Genomic DNA, 17,853 nt, shown 5'->3' on the forward strand with positions numbered 1-17,853 from the left:
CAACACTGCTCCGCCACCGAGCGGAACAGAATGCTGTGGTGGCGCTGGACGTTGGTTTCGGCCCGGCTACCGTGGGCACCATGAGCTGGTCAACAAAGGACATCCCCGATCTGCACGGAAAGGTCGCCGTCATCACCGGAGCCAATGGTGGCCTGGGACTGGCATCGGCCAAGGCCCTCGCCGGCCGTGGCGCGCACGTGGTGATGGCGGCCCGCAATCAGGCCAAGGCGGCCGAGGCGCAGGCGGAGATCCTGAGCGCGCATCCCGACGCATCGCTGGAGATCGTCGAGCTCGATCTGAGCTCGCTCAGTTCGGTGGCGGCGGCCGCCGAACAGATCGCCGCGAAGCATCCGCGCATCGACATCCTGATGTGCAACGCCGGCGTGATGGCCGTCCCGCAGGGCACCACCGAGGACGGCTTCGACACCCAGATGGGCACCAACGTGCTGGGCCATTGGGCGCTGTTATCGCGTCTGCTACCCATCATCGTGGCCACGCCCGGGGCCCGCGTGGTGACCCTGTCCAGCACCGCTCAGCACGCCGGACGCGCGATCAATCCCGCCGATCCACATATGCGCTCCAACTTCGACCCGTGGCGGATGTACGGCCAGACAAAGCTGGCCATGCGCCACCTCGCCGTCGGTCTGCAGGAGCAATTCGACCGGGAAGGGATCGACGCGAAGGCGCTGTCCGCGCAACCAGGTCTGACGAATTCCGACCTGCAGACCACATCCCAGTCCCACGGCGGCGCGGGTCCCCTCGGCGCCGTCTTCGAGAAGTGGACCAAAGTCGCCGGTATGTCGACCGATCAGGGCGCCCTCAGCCAGATCCGGGCGGCGGTCGATCCGAGCGCTCCGGGCGGCGGGTTCTACGGACCTCTTTTTGTGACCAACGGTCCCCCGGTCCGCAAACCCTTGGTCCGGCCGGGTAGCGAAGGTGCGGTCAAGACGCTGTGGCAGGTCGCGGAGAACGAGACCGGCCTGCGGGTGGACGTGCGCTCGGCCAAGCGCTCCTGAGGCCTACAGCGGCGACGCACCGCGCAGGTGCTCGAAGATCAGCGACGTCTGCGTGCCCGCGACATCGGCATCGGCATTGAGGTTCTCGACGACGAACGCGCGCAGATCCTCGGTGTCCCGTGCCGCCACGTGCAGGATGAAATCGTCTGCCCCGGCGAGGAAGTAGACGCCCATGACTTGCGGCTTACGGCGGATCTGCTGGATGAAACTGCGAATCTTGCCGCGCGCATGCGATTGCAGCGTCACCGAGATCATCGCCTGCAGCGTCAGACCGATCGCCGCCGGGTCGATATCGGTGTAGAAGCCGCGGATCACCCCGAGCTCCTGCAGCCGACGCACCCGTCCGTGACACGTCGACGGGGCGATGCCCACCAGGTCGGCCAGGGCACTGTTGGATATTCGAGCGTCGTCGTGCAGCGCGGTCAGTATCCGTCGGTCCACGGCGTCGATGTCGGTGGGCCGAACATCCTTCGGCGCACGCGCTTCCTTCACCTCGTCTTCTGGTGAATCTTCGACCATGGTGGGACCGTATCGAATTATCACTGAACCTGTTGCCTATTTGTCGAAGTTTCTTCAGACTTGACGCGACCACTTCGACTCGAGGAGCGATCATGCGTGTCGGTATCCCGACCGAGATCAAGAACAACGAATACCGTGTTGCGATCACGCCGGCCGGCGTCGCCGAGCTGGTGCGCCGGGGTCACGACGTCCTAGTGCAGTCCGGTGCCGGTGACGGATCCGCCATCACCGACGCCGATTTCAAGGCCGCCGGCGCGCAGATGATCAACAGCGCCGACGAGGTGTGGGCCGAGGCCGATCTGCTCCTCAAGGTCAAGGAGCCGATCGAACCCGAATACGCCCGTATGCGCGAGGGCCAGACGCTCTTCACCTATCTGCATCTGGCGGCGTCCCGGCCCTGCACCGATGCGCTGCTCGCCTCGGGTACCACCTCGATCGCCTACGAGACGGTGCAGACCACCGGATCAGACGGGTCGGTCGCACTCCCGCTGCTCGCCCCGATGAGCGAGGTGGCCGGCCGGCTCTCCGCGCAGGTCGGCGCCTACCACCTGATGCGGACGCAGGGTGGCCGCGGCGTGCTCATGGGCGGCGTCCCCGGTGTCGCCCCGGCCAAGGTCGTGGTGATCGGCGGCGGCATGGCCGGCGACAACGCTGCCGCAGTGGCCTGGGGTATGGGTGCGCACGTCACCGTCTTCGACCTCAACATCAACATCCTGCGCAAGATCGATGCCGAATACGGCGGGGCCATCGAAACCCGCTACTCGTCGTCGCTGGAGCTCGAGGAGGCCGTCAAGCAGGCCGACCTGGTCATCGGCGCCGTGCTCATCCCCGGCGCCAAGGCGCCCAAGCTGGTGACCAATTCGACTGTTGCACAGATGAAGTCGGGCTCCGTACTCGTAGACATCGCCATCGACCAGGGTGGTTGCTTCGAAGACTCCCGCCCAACCACCCACGACGACCCGACCTTCGCCGTCCACGACACGGTCTTCTACTGCGTGGCCAATATGCCCGGCGCCGTGCCTCGCACGTCGACCTTCGCCCTGACCAATGCCACGATGCCCTACGTCCTCAAGCTCGCCGACAAGGGCTGGCAGGCCGCCTGCCAGGCCGACCCGGCGCTGGCCAAGGGCCTGTCCACCCACGCCGGCGACCTGCTCAGCGAGCAGGTCGCGGCCGATCTGAGCCTGCCGTTCACCGACCCGGTGACGCTGCTCGCGTGACGCCCTAGAACACCTCTCCGTCGACGTAGAACCAGCGACGGGCTCGAACGGCGAACCGGGACCGCTCATGCAGCGTTCCCCCCGTGGCAAGCTGGCCTGAGCGTCGGCCGTCGCGATACTGCGCCACGAACTCCACCTCGTCCCCGGACGCCTCGACGACCTGCAGGCCGGTCCACACAACGTCATCCGGTGACAGCTGGTCCGGCCGGGTCCGCGGATGCCACGTCCGCCACACGTACTCCAGATCGCCTGCGGCATAGGCGCTGTACCGTGAGCGCATCAATTCCTCAGGTGTATCGGCCTGCCGCTCACCGCGGATCAACGGCCCGCAGCAGGACCCAAACGACGTGCCGGACCCGCAGGGGCACAACGGATCCGCGCTCACGGCGTCAGGAGAGCCGGCAGCACCGCCGAGGCAACCTCACCGATCAGGGGCCGATTGCCCTGCGCATCGGCGTCGTCTCGCGCCGAGTGGGTCAGCACCGCCAGCAGCACCCGCTGCCCCTGCGGACCGTAGGCGATCCCGACGTCGTTGGTGGTGCCGTAGTCACCGCTGCCGGTCTTGTCGGCGGTGGTCCAGCCCGGCGGCAGACCCGGGCGCATGCTCGACGTCTCGTTCGCCCGCATCCAGTCTTCGAGGGTCTGACGCTGCGCTCCGGCAAGCGCATCACCGGTCAGCAGGGTGCGGTATCCGTTGCCGAGCGCCTGCGGGGTGCTGGTGTCGCGCGGATCGCCGGGCACCGCGGAATTCAGTTCGGTCTCGAACCGGTCGAGCCGCGACCTTGGATCCCCGATGCTGCGCGCGAAATTCGTCACGGCGGCGGGACCGCCGGCGTCGTGGAGCAGGATGTTGGCCGCGGTGTTGTCGCTGACCTGGAGGATCGCCTGACACAGGTCGCCGATGGCCATATCCGCTCCGGCACGTGGTCCGGTGCGCGGCGAGTTCGCCACGATGGCGGCCGGATCGATGTAGAGCCGCTGTTCGAGCGAGCGTTCGCCGTGTCCGACCATCCGCAGGACGAGCCCGGCGAGATAGCCCTTGAACGTCGAGCACATCGCGAACGACTCCTGCGTCCGGTGTTCGACGGTGCGGCCCGACCCGAGGTCGACCGCGTACACCCCGATCACCGCATCGTGACGGCGTTCCAGTTCGTCGAGGCGCTCACCGATCGGCGGCACGGGCTCGGCGGGGTCGGCCAGGACCGTGCGCTGCGAGCACGCCGCCAGCGCCGCACCCGCCAGTACCGCCGCTCCGGAAATCGCCTGTCGTCGCGTGAATGCCATCAGATGGACTGTAGTCGTTTCGGCAACGATCTCTTGGAGCGGTGCGGGCCCAGCACGGCCGCGCCGAACGGCCGGGTCAGTAGCTGCCTGGCCACCGCGTTCACCTCCTCGAGGGTCACGGCGCCGATCTGCTCGAGGGTCTCGTCGATGGTGCGGTGCCTACCGTGGTTCAGTTCGCTGCGGCCGATCCGGTTCATCCGTGACGCCGAATCCTCCAGTCCGAGAACGAGTCCACCGCGCAGCGACCCCTTGGCGATCCGGCACTCGGATTCGGTGATCCCGTCGCGCGCGACGACGTCGAGCACATCGGTGGTCACGCGGACCACCTCGTCGAAACGTTCCGGCAGACACCCGGCGTAGATCGACAGCGCTCCGCTGTCGGAGAAGGTGTCCACCGTCGAATAGACCGAGTAGGCCAGGCCCCGCGTCTCCCGAACCTCCTGGAACAGACGGGAACTGAGCCCGCCGCCTAGCGCCGTGTTGAGAACCGCAAGCGCCCACCGGTGTTCCCAGTGCCGTCCCGGGGTACGCACCCCCATCGACAGATGGGTCTGCTCGCCGTCACGGTTCACGATCTGCAACGACGGCCGGCCCGGCACCCGCCCACTGCCCTTACGCGGCGGCACCGCGCTGCGACCGCGGACAAGCTTGGGGCCGAAGTACTCTTGCACGAGGGCGACCACCCGGTCGTGGTCGACGTTGCCGGCCACCGCGACCACCATCCGCTCCGGCGTGTAGCGCCGAACGTGGAACGAATGCAGCTGGTTGCGCGTCATATCCGAGATCGACTCGACGCTGCCGATCACCGGGCGCCCCACCGGGTGCGCGCCGAACATCGCCGACAGGAACACATCGCCCAGGGTGTCCTCGGGATCATCGTCGCGCATGGCGATCTCCTCGAGCACGACATCGCGTTCCACCTCGACGTCGTCGGCCGCACACCGTCCGCGCAGCACCACATCGGCGACCAGGTCGACGGCGAGTTCCAGGTCGGTGTCGAGCACATGGGCGTAGTAACAGGTGTGCTCACGCGCGGTGAATGCGTTCAGCTCGCCGCCCACCGCGTCCACCGCCTGAGCGATGTCCACGGCGGTGCGCGTCGGCGTCGACTTGAACAGCAGGTGTTCGAGGAAGTGCGCGGCGCCGGCCACAGTCGGGCCTTCGTCGCGCGATCCGACGTTCACCCAGACGCCGACCGACGCCGAGCGCACCCACGGGATGCGCTCGGTCACGACGCGCACACCGCCGGGCAGCGTGGTGCGGTGCACCGTGGACGTCGATCGGGCGTTCGTCGACGTCTGGGTGACCGCGTCCACGCTGTCCGAGCCGCGTCGCAACGACCGCCGGCTAGCTGCTGGCGGTCGCGGCATCGGCAGTCGCGGGCGCACCGCTGTCACCGGCCGCGTCGGCGGACCCGGCTGCGTCGGCCCCTTCTTCAGCCACGAGCACGAGCGAGATCTTGCCGCGGTTGTCGATGTCGGCGATCTCGACGCGCAGCTTGTCGCCCACCTTCACCACGTCCTCGACCTTGGCGATCCGCTTGCCGCGGCCTAGTTTCGAGATGTGGACCAGGCCGTCGCGGCCCGGCAGCAGCGAGACGAACGCACCAAAGTCGGTGGTCTTGACCACGGTTCCGAGGAACCGCTCGCCGATCTTGGGCAGCTGCGGGTTGGCGATGGCGTTGATCTTGTCGATCGCGGCCTGCGCGGCTTCGCCGTTGGAGGCGCCGACGAACACGGTGCCGTCGTCCTCGATCGAGATCGACGCGCCGGTCTCTTCGGTGATCGAGTTGATCATCTTGCCCTTGGGTCCGATGACCTCGCCGATCTTGTCGACTGGCACCTTGATCGTGGTGATCCGCGGGGCGTACGGGCTCATCTCGTCGGGCTCGTCGATGGCCTCGGCCATCACCTCGAGGATCGTGATGCGCGCGTCCTTGGCCTGCGCCAGCGCACCCGCGAGCACCTGGGAGGGAATCCCGTCCAGCTTGGTGTCCAGCTGCAGGGCGGTGACGAAGTCCTTGGTGCCCGCACACTTGAAGTCCATGTCGCCGAACGCGTCCTCGGCGCCGAGGATGTCGGTGAGCGTGACGAAGCGGCGCTCGGTCTTACCGTCAACCTCGACGTCATCGGACACCAGACCCATCGCGATACCCGCGACCGGGGCCTTCAGCGGCACACCGGCGTTGAGCAGCGACAAGGTCGACGCACACACCGAACCCATCGAGGTCGAGCCGTTGGAACCCAACGCCTCGGACACCTGACGGATCGCGTACGGGAACTCCTCGACGCTAGGCAGCACCGGCATCAGCGCCCGCTCGGCCAGCGCCCCGTGACCGATCTCGCGGCGCTTCGGGGAACCCACGCGGCCGGTCTCACCGGTCGAATACGGCGGGAAGTTGTAGTGGTGCATGTAGCGCTTGGAGGTCTCGGGCCCCAGCGAGTCGATCTGCTGGGCCATCTTGATCATGTCCAGCGTGGTGACACCCATGATCTGGGTCTCGCCGCGTTCGAACAGCGCGCTGCCGTGCGCCCGCGGGATCACGGCGACCTCGGCGCTCAGCGCGCGGATGTCGGTGATGCCACGGCCGTCGATGCGGAAGTGGTCGGTCAGGATGCGCTGGCGCACCAGCTTCTTGGTCAGTGACCGGAACGCGGCACCGACCTCCTTCTCGCGGCCGGCGAACTGCTCGGCGAGACGCGACAGCACCTCGACCTTCACCTCGTCGGTGCGGGCGTTGCGCTCTTCCTTGCCGGCGATCGTCAGCGCCTCGGACAGCGCGTCGGTGGCCACCGAGGAGACCGCGTAGTACACGTCTTCCTGGTAGTCCGGGAAGACCGGGTAGTCCGCGGTCTCCTTGCCGGCCGCTTCGAAGAGCTCCTGCTGGGCGGTACACAGGGCGGCGATGAAGGGCTTGGCGGCCTCCAGACCCTCGGCCACGACGGTCTCGGTGGGCGCACCCGCGCCGCCGCCGATCAGCTCGATGACGTTGTCGGTGGCCTCGGCCTCGACCATCATGATGGCCACGTCATCGTCGGTCTTACGACCCGCGACGACCATGTCGAACACGGCCCGCTCGAGCTGCTCGACGGTCGGGAAGGCGACCCACTGCCCGTCTATTAGGGCGACGCGCACGCCGCCGACCGGGCCGCTGAACGGCAGGCCCGAGATCTGGGTGGACGCCGACGCGGCGTTGATCGCCAGCACGTCGTAGAGGTCCTTGGGATCCAGGCTCAGCACGGTGATGACGACCTGGACCTCGTTGCGCAGACCCGAGATGAAGGTCGGGCGCAGCGGCCGGTCGATCAGACGGCAGGTCAGGATCGCGTCGGTGGAGGGCCGGCCCTCACGGCGGAAGAACGAACCGGGGATGCGGCCCGCGGCGTACATCCGCTCCTCGACGTCGATCGTCAGGGGGAAGAAGTCGAAATGGTCCTTGGGCTGCTTGCTGGCGGTGGTGGCACTCAGCAGCATGGTCTCGTCGTCGAGATAGGCGACGACCGAACCGGCGGCCTGCTTGGCCAGACGCCCGGTCTCGAAACGGATGGTGCGGGTGCCGAAGCTCCCGTTGTCGATGACGGCGGTCGATTCGAACACGCCGTCCTCAATTTCAACTGCAGACATTGACGTCCGTACAGCCTCTCTGCATTCACTCAACTGTTTCGCGACGTCACGACAGGGGACCGCGTATGCGATCGAAGAGCACCGGCTCCGATGCGGCTACGGCCGTCGATCGAAGCTGTCGGAGTGATGTCGTCCACTCTCGGCAGCCACTACCGAAGACCGCCCGATCAGGCGGGCTCTGACATGACGCGCGGGAACGGCTCTCGCGGAGCGCGAGTACCGCACCCGGTGTTCTGACCCGAAGGGATCGATACAGAACGTATCCATGCTACATGGCGACCTGCCCGCACTCGGCGCGGCTCACACCGGGAGGCGAGCCCCGACGATCACCGTACGGTCCAGCGGCAGGGAGAAGAAGCCGGCCGTGTCGGCGGAGATGAACGACGTCGCGATGAACAGACGCTTGCGCCACGGCGCCATGGCGGTGCTGGGGCCAATGGTCAGCTCCAGTTTGTTCAGGAAGTACGACGCCTGCTCGATATCGACGGGCGGCATTAGTTCCGGGTCCACGAGCCGCAGGGCCGCGGGCACGTCAGGCGTTTCCATGTATCCGAAACGCGCTGTCACCGTGTAGATCCCGTCATCGGTGTAGAGGATGTCCTCGACGGTGACGCGGTCGGCGTCCGCGACGCGCGGCACCGGCTCGGTGGTCACCACGACGATGACCACCTCGTCGTGGAGCACCTGGTTGTGCCTGACGTTCGCCCGCAGCGCCAGCGGTGCGGTCTCGGTGGTGCGGTTGAGGAACACGGCGGTGCCGGGAACCCGTGTCAGCGGCGGGCGGCGGTCACGCAACATGGTCAGGAAGTCCGGCAGCGGCCCCTCCCGCTCGCGGCGGAGGCTGGTGACCAGTTCGCTGCCCCGGCGCCAGGTGAGCATCGCGGTGAAGGCGGCCAATGCGATCAGCATCGGCAGCCAGGCGCCGTGGATCAGCTTGGTCAGGTTCGCCGAGAAGAACAGCAGGTCGATGGTCAGCAGCGGCACCGCCCCGGCGAGGACCAGCCACAGCGGTGTCCGCCAGCGCACGTGGGCGACGTAGAAGAACAGCAGCGTGGTGATGGTGATCGTGCCCGTCACGGCCATTCCGTAGGCGTAGGCCAGTGCGGAGGAGCTGCGGAACGCGAACACCAGCGTGAGTACCGCGATGAACAGCACGCCGTTGATCCACGGGACGTAGATCTGGCCGATCGCCTTCTCCGAGGTGTGCGCGATGCGCAGCCGTGGCAGATATCCCAGCTGGGCGGCCTGCGAGGCGACGGAATACGCCCCGGTGATGACGGCTTGGCTGGCGATCACGGTCGCGGCGGTCGCCAGGATCACCATCGGCAGCTGGCCCCATTCGGGCAGCAGCAGGAAGAACGGATTGCTGATCGCGGCCTCGTCGCCGATGAGCAGCCCACCTTGGCCGAGATAGCTCAGCGCGAGCGCCGGAAGCACGACGAAGAGCCAGGCCCGGGTGATGGCCGTGCGGCTGAAGTGGCCCATGTCGGCGTACAGCGCCTCGGCCCCGGTGACCGCGAGCACCACGGCGGCGAGCGCGAAGAACGCGTATTCGAAGTGCTCGGTGATGAACAGATACGCGTAGTACGGCGACAGCGCTTTGAGGATCTGGGGGTGCTGCAGGATCCCGCCGACACCGCAGATCCCGACGACCACGAACCACACCAGCATCACCGGCCCGAACAGTCTGCCGACCAGGGCGGTGCCGTGGCGCTGCACCGCGAACAGGATGCAGATGATCACGGCGGTGATCGGGACGACCCAGTCCGACAGGTCGGGGTCGACCACCTTGAGCCCCTCGACCGCCGACAGGATCGACATGGCCGGGGTGATCATGCTGTCCCCGAAGAACAGCGCCGCGCCGAAGAGACCGAGGCCGGCCAGGAGGGCGGTCGAGCGTCGGCCCGGCGTCCCGACCAGCCGCCGCAACAGGGTGATCAGCGCCATGATGCCGCCCTCGCCCTCGTTGTCGGCGCGCATCACCAGGGTCACGTAGGTCAGCGTGACGATCACCATGATCGACCAGAAGATCAGCGAGACCACGCCGTACACGTGTGGGATGGTCAGCGGGATCGGGTGCGGGTCGGTCGGATCGAACACCGTCTGCACGGTGTAGATGGGACTGGTGCCGATGTCGCCGAACACCACGCCGAGTGCGCCGAGCACCAGTGCCGCCCGGGGCGACGCCACGTCCGACTGCGCGCGCACGCTGCCCCCTCGCTGATGCGGTCGACCGCAGGCATGCTAGCACCGAAAGGGCCGGCTGCCCTGACGGCAGCCGGCCCTTTGCGTGGTGCGAACGCTCAGGTCAGCGACGCAGACCCAGACGCTCGATGAGCGACCGGTAGCGCGCCACGTCGACCTGGGCGACGTACTTGAGCAGCCGGCGGCGACGGCCGACCAGCAGCAGCAGACCCCGCCGCGAGTGGTGGTCGTGCTTGTGCTGCTTGAGGTGCTCGGTGAGGTCCGAGATTCGCTTGGTCAACAGGGCGACCTGCGCCTCGGGCGACCCGGTATCGGTGTCGTGCAGGCCGTACTGGCCCAGGATCTCTTTTTTCTGCTCGGCGGTAAGCGCCATGAAACAACTCCATCGATCGGTCCGCGAATGACAAGAAAAACCGACGCGGCCGCCGCGAACTGCAGCACACGTCGAGACGTCGGAGAGTCTAACAGTGCGGTACCGAGCAGGCAGAATCGCTCAGCCGCGCAGGATCGCCCTGGCGCGATCGGTGTCGCGGCCCATCGCCTCGATCAGCTCGTCGACCGAGCCGAACCTCTCCTGACCGCGGATGCGGGCCACGAAGTCGACCGCGACATGCTGGCCGTAGAGGTCGGCGGCGGTGTCCAGGACGAATGCCTCGACGGTGCGGGTGCGTCCGGAGAACGTCGGGTTCGTGCCCACCGACACTGCGGCCTGATAGCGCTCGCCGGGGGTCACCGTCCCCATCACCGGACCGTGGCCCAGCACGGTGAACCACGCGGCATACACCCCGTCGGCGGGGATCGCCGAGTGCATCGGGGGCGCGACGTTGGCGGTCGGGAAACCCAGCCCCCGGCCCCGCCCGTCGCCGCGGACCACGACGCCCTCGACGCGGTGGGGGCGGCCGAGGGCCTCGGTGGCGGCGACCATGTCTCCGGCGTCGACGCAGGACCGGATGTAGGTCGACGAGAACGTCACCGCTTCGGACTGGTGTTCGTCGGCGACCAGCGACATCGCTTCCACGGCGAAGCCGAGCCGCTCCCCGGCCCGGCGCAGCAGATCGACGTTGCCTGCGGCCTTCTTGCCGAACGTGAAGTTCTCCCCCACCACGACCTCCACGACGTGCAGCCGCTCGACCAGCAGTTCGTGGATGTACCGCTCCGGGGTGAGCTTCATGAAGTCGGCGGTGAACGGCATGACCAGGAAGACGTCGATGCCCATCTCTTCGACCAGCTCGGCCCGTCGCGTCAGCGTGGTGAGTTGGGCGGGATGGCTGCCCGGGAAGACGACCTCCATGGGATGCGGGTCGAACGTCATGAGCACCGTCGGCACGCCGCGGGAACGGCCCGACTTGACCGCATGGTTGATCAGTTCGGCGTGACCCCGATGGACGCCGTCGAACACGCCGATGGTGAGGACACATCGGCCCCAGTCGGTGGGAATCTCGTCCTGACCCCGCCAGCGCTGCACGACGCCAAGCCTACGGCGCGACGCGCTCGATGGCTGCGCTGGCTCTCCGGATCAGGTGACGATTGCCTAAACTCCAGGACTGTGAGTCCGGATGACACCGCGCGGGACCTGACGACGGTCGCGCAGGATTACCTGAAGGTCATCTGGACCGCGCAGGAGTGGTCGCACGAGAAGGTCAGCACGAAGCTGCTGGCCGAGCGGATCGGTGTCTCGGCGTCGACCGCGTCGGAATCCATTCGCAAACTGGCCGACCAGGGTCTGGTGAACCACGAGAAGTACGGCGCGGTGACACTGACCGACGCCGGCCGGCAGGCCGCGCTGCAGATGGTGCGCCGCCACCGGCTGATGGAGACCTTCCTGGTCAACGAACTCGGCTACAGCTGGGACGAAGTGCACGACGAGGCCGAGGTGCTCGAGCACGCCGTATCCGACCGGATGCTGGACCGCATCGACGCCAAACTGGGCCATCCGACCCGAGATCCGCACGGCGACCCGATTCCGGCCGCCGACGGCCGGGTGCCGACGCCGCCCGCGCGGCAGCTGTCGGCGTGCGAGGACGGGGACGCCGGCACGGTCGCGCGGATCTCCGACGCCGACCCCGAGATGCTGCGGTACTTCGACAGCGTCGGCATCAGCCTGGATTCGCGGTTGCGGGTGGTCGCGCGGCGCGACTTCGCCGGCCTGATCACCGTCGCCATCGAACGACCGGGGAATCCGTCCGGCGCCGACACCGATGCCACCGTCGATTTGGGTTCGCCTGCGGCACAGGCGATCTGGGTCGTCGCGAGCTGACGCTACAGCGTCGCGGGCCGGACGACGACGACCGAGTTCGTGCGCTTCGGCCCGTCCTCGAGCAGCGCGATCACCGAACCGTCCGGAGCCGTCGCCGCGTAAACGCCGGCGATACCCGCCGGTTCCAGCGCCCGGCCGTGGCCGGCCGACTCCGCCTCCTGCGCGCTCAGCTCGCGCCGCGGAAAGGACAGCAGGCAGGCCTGATCGAGCGAATAGCTCACCTTCGGCTGATCGGCCAGCGCGTCGAGTTCGTCGGCCTCATCCAGGCCGAACCGGCCGACCCGGGTGCGCCGCAACGCGGTCAGGTGGCCGCCGACGCCGAGCGCGACACCGACGTCCCGCGCCAGCGCGCGGATGTAGGTGCCGCTGGAACAGTCCACCGCCACATCGACGTCGACCAGCTCACCGTTCCGGCGGATTGCGCGTACGTCGAACCGCTCGATACGCACCCGACGAGCGGCCAGCTCGACCTGCTGACCCTCGCGGACCAGCTTGTAGGCGCGCTGGCCGCCGACCTTGACCGCGCTGACCGCCGAGGGCACCTGCTCGATCGGCCCGCGCAGCGCGGCGACGGCGTCGGCGATGGCCTCGTCGCTCACCCCGGCCGCCGAGCAGCTGGCCACGATCTCCCCCTCGGCGTCCTCGGTGGTGGTGGTCTGCCCCAGCCGGATGGTCGCGTCGTAGGACTTGTCCGTCGCGGTGAGCAGGCCGAGCAGTTTGGTGGCGCGCTCGATGCCGACGACGAGCACGCCGGTGGCCATCGGGTCCAGGGTTCCGGCGTGGCCCACCTTGCGGGTTCCGAAGATGCGCCGGCACCGTCCCACCACGTCATGGCTGGTCATTCCGGCCGGTTTGTCGACGATCACCAGGCCCGCCGGGGGGCTCGCGGCGTTCACAACACGATCGCCGTGAGGGTCAGACCGTCGCGCACCGACCAGCGGCCGGACAGCGTTCGCAGCGGCGGGCCGTGTTCGGCGGCGGGATCGATCAGCACTTCGGAGACGAAGCCGCCACGCGCCCCGTCGGCGCCGGGATCGACGTCGAAGGTGATGTGGGCGTCCTCGAAACCCAGCCAGCGGTGTGTCAGCGGGAACCACGCCTTGTAGGTGGCCTCTTTGGCGCAGAACAGGATTCGATCCCAATGCAGTCCGGCCGGGAGCCGCGCGAGCTCGTGGCGTTCCACCGGCAGGCTGATCGCGTCGAGTACGCCGGAGGGCAGCACGTCGTGTGGTTCGGCGTCGATGCCGATCGAGCGGGTGTCGCTGCGGCGGGCGACGGCCGCTCCCCGGAAGCCCGCACAGTGCGTGAGGCTGCCGACCACCCCGTCGGGCCAGCACGGCTCGCCCTTGTCACCCTTGAGGATCGGGGCGGGTGGCAGACCGAGCTCACCGAGCGCCTGCCGGGCGCAGTAGCGCACCGTCACGAATTCGTTGCGCCGCTTGGCCACCGAGCGGGCGATCAGCGGCTCCTCCTCGGGCAGCGGCGCGGCCTCCGGCGGGTCGTCATAGCGTTCGGCGGTGGCCACGACGTCGGGCAGGACAGTGCCGAGCAGGTTCACGGCTGCCGCCGCTCGATGCGTTCCCGGATTCTGGTCTGCATCCGCTGCGCGTTCTCCCGCATCTCCTCGGTGATCTCGAAGTGCCCGCCGAACTCGTTGAGGTAGCCGGGGGTGTACTGCGGGTCCGGCAGGATCTGGCGCAGCCAGCGATAGGGCTTGCGGCGGCGCCACTCTCGCGGATAGCCGACCGACACCTCCTCGAAGCGCACGCCGTCGTACCAGGTGGTGCGTGGGATGTGCAGATGGCCGTACACCGAGCACACGGCGTTGTAGCGGGTGTGCCAGTCGGCGGTCGCGGTCGTGCCGCACCACAGCGCGAACTCGGGGTAGAACATCGCGTCGCAGGGTTCCCGCACCATCGGGAAGTGGTTGACCTGCACGGTGGGCGTCATCCAGTCCAGGTCGTCGAGCCGCTTGCGGGTGTAGTCGACGCGATCGCGGCACCAGGCATCCCGGGTGGCGTAGGGCTCGGCGGAGAGCAGGAATTCGTCGGTGCCGACGACGTTGCGTTCGCGGGCCACCGCCAGCCCGTCGGCCTTGGTGGTGGTGCCCTCGGGCAGGAAGCTGTAGTCGTACAGCAGGAACATCGGCGTGATCGTCGCCGGGCCGCCTTCGCCGGTCCACACCGCGAACGGATGCTCGGGGGTGACGATGCCCATCTCGTCGCACATGGTGACCAGATAGTCGTAGCGCGAGCGGCCGAAGATTTGCAGCGGATCCTTCTTCGTGGTCCACAGCTCGTGATTGCCCGGCACCCAGATGACCTTCGCGAACCGCTTACGCAGCAGGTCCAGTGCCCAGCGGATCTCGTCGGTGCGCTCGCCGACATCGCCGGCGACGATGAGCCAGTCGTCGTCAGAGGCGGGGTACAGCGACTCGGTGACCGGCTTGTTACCGGTGTGACCGGTGTGCAGATCGCTGATCGCCCACAGGATCGGCCGCCGATTCCGGCTCTGCGCTGGAGTCACCACAACGCACCAGGCTACTGAACGGCCCGGCGGCCTTTCCTCGGGCAACTAGAACGTGTTCTGGTTTCCGGTTCAGCTGGTGTCGGCGGCCCGCTACACTCCCCGGCAGGGTCGGACTCGCAGGGCGGTGAGCGCCCGGACACAAGGGGGTGTGATGGCCGCCAGGCTGAGAGTGCTCTCTGCATTGTGTGCGCTGTTCGCGGCAGTGATCGTGGTGGTGCAGGCCAACCCGGTTTCCGGCGGTGCGCGCCCGGTGGATCTGCGCTCGACCTTTCTGCCCATGCCGGCGTCGTCGTCGATCAAGTACCCGGTGATCGAGACCACCGATCCGTCCCCGTTCGACCCGTGCCGAGACATCCCGCTCGACGTCGTCCAGCGCGCCGGCCTGGCCTACACGCCGCCGGTCCCGGAGGACAGCCTGCGCTGCAAGTACGACGCGGGGAACTACCAGATGACCGTTGAGGCGTTCGTCTGGCGCACCTTCGATCAGACCCTGCCGCCGGACGCGGTGCAGCTCGACATCGCCGGTCATCGGGCCGCCCAGTTCTGGATCATGAAGCCCACCGACTGGAACAACCGCTGGTGGATCACGTGTGCGCTGGCGTTCAAGACCGATTACGGCGTGATCCAGCAGGTCCTGTTCTACTCGCCGATCTACTCGGTGCCCAACGTGGACTGCATGCAGACCAACCTGCAGAAGGCCCAGGAGCTGGCTCCGCACTACATCTACTGAGCCCTGGTTACCGTGGCCAGGTGAGCGTTACCGGTAGGGCCGTCAGCCGGCTGCTGCGAGTTCCCCCGCGGACCAGCGGGTACACCGTCGACCGCCGAGTGCGGGTCCCGATGCGCGACGGGGTGAACCTGCTGGCCGACCACTACGTCCCGGACACCCCACACCCCGCCGGCACCCTGCTGGTGCGCTGCCCCTACGGCCGCGGGTTTCCGTTCTCGCTGCTGTTCGCCGCCGTGTACGCCGGCCGCGGCTATCACGTGGTGGTGCAGAGTGTGCGGGGCACCTTCGGCTCGGGCGGCGACTTCACGCCGATGGTGCATGAGCGCCAGGACGGCGCCGACACCGTCGCGTGGTTGCGCGAACAGCCGTGGTTCACCGGCACCTTCGCCACCGTCGGCCTGAGCTACCTGGGGTTCACCCAGTGGGCGCTGCTCACCGACCCGCCACCGGAGCTGCGCGCGGCGGTGATCGCAGTGGGCCCACACGATTTCCACACCTCGTCGTGGGGCACCGGATCGTTCTCGCTCAACGACTTCCTCGGCTGGAGCGACATGATGGCCCATCAGGAGGATCCGGGGCGGCTGGCCGCGCTGGTCCGCCAGGTGCGCGCCGGGCGCAGAGTCGCCCGCGCGACCGCCGGCCTGCCGCTCGGCGAGGCCGGCCGGCGGCTGCTGGGAGCGGCGGCACCCTGGTACGAGTCGTGGTTGCAGGACCCCGACGACGCGATGTTCTGGGACCGGCTGCGGGTGGGTGAGGCGCTCGACCGGGTGAACGTCCCGGTATTGCTGTTCGGCGGCTGGCAGGACCTCTTCCTCGACCAGACCCTGGCGCAGTACCGGCATCTGCGCGAGCGCGGCGTCCCGGTCGGGCTGACCGTCGGATCGTGGACGCACAGTCAGGTCATGACGAAGGGCGCGCCGACCGTGCTGCGGGAGACGCTGGACTGGCTGGACACCCATCTCGGCAGGGCGCCGGAGAGCCGCACCCGACCGGTTCGCATCGAGATCGACGGCGTGGGGTGGCGCGAACTCGCCGACTGGCCGCCGCCGTCGGGTGAGCGGGAACTGTTCCTGCAGCCCGGTGGACGGCTGGCCACCGATCCGCCGGCGCCGACCGCACCGCCGTCGGCGTTCACCTACAACCCCGCCGACCCCACCCCGACGATCGGCGGGCGGCTGCTCTCGGCCAAGGGCGGATACCGCCGCGACGACCGCATGGCGCAGCGCGCCGATGTGCTGACCTTCACCGGCGACCAGCTGGCCGCCGATCTGTTCGTCGTCGGTACGCCGTATGTCGAGCTGGTCACCGACGCCGACAACCCGCATCGCGACCTGTTCGTCCGGCTCAGCCAGGTCGATCGAAACGGGCACTCGCACAACGTGACCGAAGGTTTCCGGCGGCTGAACGGGGAGAATGGCACGGTGCGCCTCGACCTCGACGCCGTAGCCCACCGCTTCCCCGCCGGCTCGCGGCTGCGCGTGCTGGTGGCCGGTGGATCCCATCCGCGCTTCGCCCGCAATCTGGGCACCGGCGAGCCGCCGGTCACCGGCCGAGGTATGGCCACGTCGGTCCACACTGTCCGGCACGGTCAGGGCGGGGTGTCGCGGATCGTCCTCCCGGCGGCGAACCGCCCGCCGTCAGCCGACTGACCGGTGCACCTGCTCGGCGACGGTCTCCAGGCCGGCGTCGCCGTGCACGGGTTCACCCCACCGGGCCGTCACCGACAGGTCGACCCAGCTGGTGCAGCCGCCGTGCTGGGCGGTGCGTGCGACCGTCACCGGTTCCAGCAGCGGGCTGACCTGGACGACCAGCACGGCCAACCGGCGCTTGGGCCGGAAGTCGAGCCGGTCGGCCTGGACCGACTGCGTGGTCCAGATGTGCAGCGACTCGAGTTCGCCGATCGCCTCGGGGTGGCGAACCTCCACGGCGGCAACGACTCTGGCGCCCGCACGGACGATGATCTGCTCGGCGGTGCTGTCGGGCGCGGCGGGGGCGAGCAGATCGCGGTGTTCGGGGCGCACCCGCTCGGCGTGGCTGTGCGCGACGGTCGGAAACAGCAGGAACCGTTCGGCGGTCAGGGAGAAGCGCTTCTCACCGATGCCGCCCTTGCGCAGCAGCACCGTCTGCCTGCCGTCGAGCAGGGCGTGCACCGCGGCGCTCCACTCCTTGAGCGCCGGGGTGCTCACGCGAGATTCAGCCGCGCCCGCACCTCCGGCCGGCGCAGCGGTGGGACGGTTCTGGGCGGCTGACGTCGCGGCGGCAGACCCGACAGCAGCCGGGTGGTCGTCGCGGTCACCTCGGCGACGGCGGCCTCGAACGCCGCGGCGTTCGCGGCCGTGGGGCGGGTGATCCCGCTGACCTTGCGGATGTACTGGCGGGCGGCGGCCTCGATCTCCTCGTCGGTCGCGGCGGGTTCCAGTCCCCGCAACTCGGTGATGTTTCGGCACATGTCAGCCACGATAGGCGCGG

At 68.5% G+C, this 17,853-nt stretch carries 18 protein-coding genes; 5 read left to right on the forward strand and 13 right to left on the reverse strand.

Features of this window, described 5'->3' with window-relative positions:
• Window positions 1-80: 80 nt before the first annotated feature.
• Window positions 81-1,016 carry an SDR family NAD(P)-dependent oxidoreductase gene (locus tag ACN27E_RS08290; RefSeq protein WP_422748136.1) on the forward strand — a complete coding sequence of 312 codons (936 nt, stop codon included), beginning with the start codon at window positions 81-83 and terminating at the stop codon, window positions 1,014-1,016.
• A 3-nt stretch (window positions 1,017-1,019) separates the two neighbouring features.
• Here ACN27E_RS08290 and ACN27E_RS08295 read toward each other — a convergent pair whose 3' ends face one another.
• The gene (locus tag ACN27E_RS08295; RefSeq protein ID WP_422748138.1) at window positions 1,020-1,535 is read right to left on the reverse strand and encodes an Lrp/AsnC family transcriptional regulator; all 516 of its coding nucleotides are present in this window, start codon (window positions 1,533-1,535) and stop codon (window positions 1,020-1,022) included.
• Window positions 1,536-1,627: 92 nt separating this feature from the next.
• Here ACN27E_RS08295 and ald point away from each other — a divergent pair, with 92 nt between their 5' ends.
• Complete coding sequence (gene ald / locus ACN27E_RS08300) at window positions 1,628-2,755, forward strand: alanine dehydrogenase (protein ID WP_422748140.1); 1,128 nt, start codon at window positions 1,628-1,630, stop codon at window positions 2,753-2,755.
• A gap of 4 nt (window positions 2,756-2,759) precedes the next feature.
• Here the strand turns inward: ald and ACN27E_RS08305 are convergent, their stop codons facing one another.
• The 7 genes from ACN27E_RS08305 to ACN27E_RS08335 form a co-directional block, all read right to left on the reverse strand.
• Entirely contained in the window at window positions 2,760-3,140 is a 381-nt protein-coding gene (locus tag ACN27E_RS08305; RefSeq protein WP_422748142.1) for a YchJ family protein, read from the reverse strand.
• Complete coding sequence (gene bla, locus ACN27E_RS08310) at window positions 3,137-4,039, reverse strand: class A beta-lactamase (protein WP_422748143.1); 903 nt, start codon at window positions 4,037-4,039, stop codon at window positions 3,137-3,139. The genes ACN27E_RS08305 and bla overlap by 4 nt, the downstream gene beginning before the upstream one ends.
• Complete coding sequence (locus tag ACN27E_RS08315) at window positions 4,039-5,409, reverse strand: M16 family metallopeptidase (RefSeq protein ID WP_422748145.1); 1,371 nt, start codon at window positions 5,407-5,409, stop codon at window positions 4,039-4,041. Before ACN27E_RS08315 ends, bla begins: the two co-directional genes overlap by 1 nt.
• Window positions 5,387-7,663, reverse strand: coding sequence for a polyribonucleotide nucleotidyltransferase (locus tag ACN27E_RS08320; RefSeq protein WP_422748147.1), 2,277 nt, complete (start codon window positions 7,661-7,663; stop codon window positions 5,387-5,389). Before ACN27E_RS08320 ends, ACN27E_RS08315 begins: the two co-directional genes overlap by 23 nt.
• A 300-nt stretch (window positions 7,664-7,963) precedes the next feature.
• Window positions 7,964-9,871, reverse strand: a complete 1,908-nt coding sequence (locus ACN27E_RS08325; protein ID WP_422748149.1) for a potassium transporter Kup — start codon at window positions 9,869-9,871, stop codon at window positions 7,964-7,966.
• Between the two features lie 100 nt (window positions 9,872-9,971).
• Complete coding sequence (rpsO, locus tag ACN27E_RS08330) at window positions 9,972-10,241, reverse strand: 30S ribosomal protein S15 (protein WP_060999682.1); 270 nt, start codon at window positions 10,239-10,241, stop codon at window positions 9,972-9,974.
• Between the two features lie 120 nt (window positions 10,242-10,361).
• The gene (locus tag ACN27E_RS08335; RefSeq protein WP_422748151.1) at window positions 10,362-11,333 is read right to left on the reverse strand and encodes a bifunctional riboflavin kinase/FAD synthetase; all 972 of its coding nucleotides are present in this window, start codon (window positions 11,331-11,333) and stop codon (window positions 10,362-10,364) included.
• An 81-nt stretch (window positions 11,334-11,414) separates the two neighbouring features.
• On the opposite strand from ACN27E_RS08335, the gene mntR reads away from it, so the two are divergent.
• On the forward strand, window positions 11,415-12,125 hold the full coding sequence (mntR, locus tag ACN27E_RS08340; RefSeq protein WP_422748153.1) for a manganese-binding transcriptional regulator MntR: 711 nt from the start codon (window positions 11,415-11,417) through the stop codon (window positions 12,123-12,125).
• 2 nt (window positions 12,126-12,127) lie between these two features.
• Here mntR and truB read toward each other — a convergent pair whose 3' ends face one another.
• The 3 genes from truB to ACN27E_RS08355 are packed head-to-tail and all read right to left on the reverse strand — an operon-like array spanning window position 12,128 to window position 14,654.
• Window positions 12,128-13,021, reverse strand: coding sequence for a tRNA pseudouridine(55) synthase TruB (gene truB / locus ACN27E_RS08345; protein WP_422748156.1), 894 nt, complete (start codon window positions 13,019-13,021; stop codon window positions 12,128-12,130).
• Window positions 13,018-13,683, reverse strand: a complete 666-nt coding sequence (locus ACN27E_RS08350; RefSeq protein ID WP_422748158.1) for a 4'-phosphopantetheinyl transferase family protein — start codon at window positions 13,681-13,683, stop codon at window positions 13,018-13,020. Before ACN27E_RS08350 ends, truB begins: the two co-directional genes overlap by 4 nt.
• Window positions 13,680-14,654, reverse strand: a complete 975-nt coding sequence (locus ACN27E_RS08355) for a metallophosphoesterase family protein (RefSeq protein WP_422748160.1) — start codon at window positions 14,652-14,654, stop codon at window positions 13,680-13,682. The genes ACN27E_RS08350 and ACN27E_RS08355 overlap by 4 nt, the downstream gene beginning before the upstream one ends.
• Window positions 14,655-14,805: 151 nt before the next feature.
• Between ACN27E_RS08355 and ACN27E_RS08360 the strand changes: the two genes are divergently transcribed.
• Both ACN27E_RS08360 and ACN27E_RS08365 read left to right on the forward strand, forming a co-directional pair.
• Window positions 14,806-15,384 carry a DUF3558 domain-containing protein gene (locus ACN27E_RS08360; protein WP_422748162.1) on the forward strand — a complete coding sequence of 193 codons (579 nt, stop codon included), beginning with the start codon at window positions 14,806-14,808 and terminating at the stop codon, window positions 15,382-15,384.
• 20 nt (window positions 15,385-15,404) lie between these two features.
• Entirely contained in the window at window positions 15,405-17,033 is a 1,629-nt protein-coding gene (locus ACN27E_RS08365; protein WP_422748164.1) for a CocE/NonD family hydrolase, read from the forward strand.
• On the opposite strand, the gene ACN27E_RS08370 is transcribed toward ACN27E_RS08365, so the two are convergent.
• Window positions 17,022-17,570, reverse strand: coding sequence for a DUF1802 family protein (locus ACN27E_RS08370; protein WP_422748166.1), 549 nt, complete (start codon window positions 17,568-17,570; stop codon window positions 17,022-17,024). The genes ACN27E_RS08365 and ACN27E_RS08370 overlap by 12 nt on opposite strands.
• Complete coding sequence (locus ACN27E_RS08375) at window positions 17,567-17,833, reverse strand: DUF2277 domain-containing protein (protein WP_422748167.1); 267 nt, start codon at window positions 17,831-17,833, stop codon at window positions 17,567-17,569. The genes ACN27E_RS08370 and ACN27E_RS08375 overlap by 4 nt, the downstream gene beginning before the upstream one ends.
• Between the last annotated feature and the right edge of the window lie 20 nt (window positions 17,834-17,853).

This window comes from Mycobacterium sp. WMMD1722 (assembly GCF_049315205.1).
Classification (GTDB): domain Bacteria; phylum Actinomycetota; class Actinomycetes; order Mycobacteriales; family Mycobacteriaceae; genus Mycobacterium.

Excerpts from the sequence above, each read along its gene's own strand:
- ACN27E_RS08290 (WP_422748136.1), top strand. The coding sequence starts at position 81 with ATGAGCTGGTCAACAAAGGACATCCCCGATCTGCACGGAAAGGTCGCC.
- ACN27E_RS08295 (WP_422748138.1), bottom strand. The coding sequence starts at position 1,535 with ATGGTCGAAGATTCACCAGAAGACGAGGTGAAGGAAGCGCGTGCGCCG.
- ald (WP_422748140.1), top strand. The coding sequence starts at position 1,628 with ATGCGTGTCGGTATCCCGACCGAGATCAAGAACAACGAATACCGTGTT.
- bla (WP_422748143.1), bottom strand. The coding sequence starts at position 4,039 with ATGGCATTCACGCGACGACAGGCGATTTCCGGAGCGGCGGTACTGGCG.
- ACN27E_RS08315 (WP_422748145.1), bottom strand. The coding sequence starts at position 5,409 with ATGCCGCGACCGCCAGCAGCTAGCCGGCGGTCGTTGCGACGCGGCTCG.
- ACN27E_RS08320 (WP_422748147.1), bottom strand. The coding sequence starts at position 7,663 with ATGTCTGCAGTTGAAATTGAGGACGGCGTGTTCGAATCGACCGCCGTC.
- rpsO (WP_060999682.1), bottom strand. The coding sequence starts at position 10,241 with ATGGCGCTTACCGCCGAGCAGAAAAAAGAGATCCTGGGCCAGTACGGC.
- ACN27E_RS08360 (WP_422748162.1), top strand. The coding sequence starts at position 14,806 with ATGGCCGCCAGGCTGAGAGTGCTCTCTGCATTGTGTGCGCTGTTCGCG.
- ACN27E_RS08375 (WP_422748167.1), bottom strand. The coding sequence starts at position 17,833 with ATGTGCCGAAACATCACCGAGTTGCGGGGACTGGAACCCGCCGCGACC.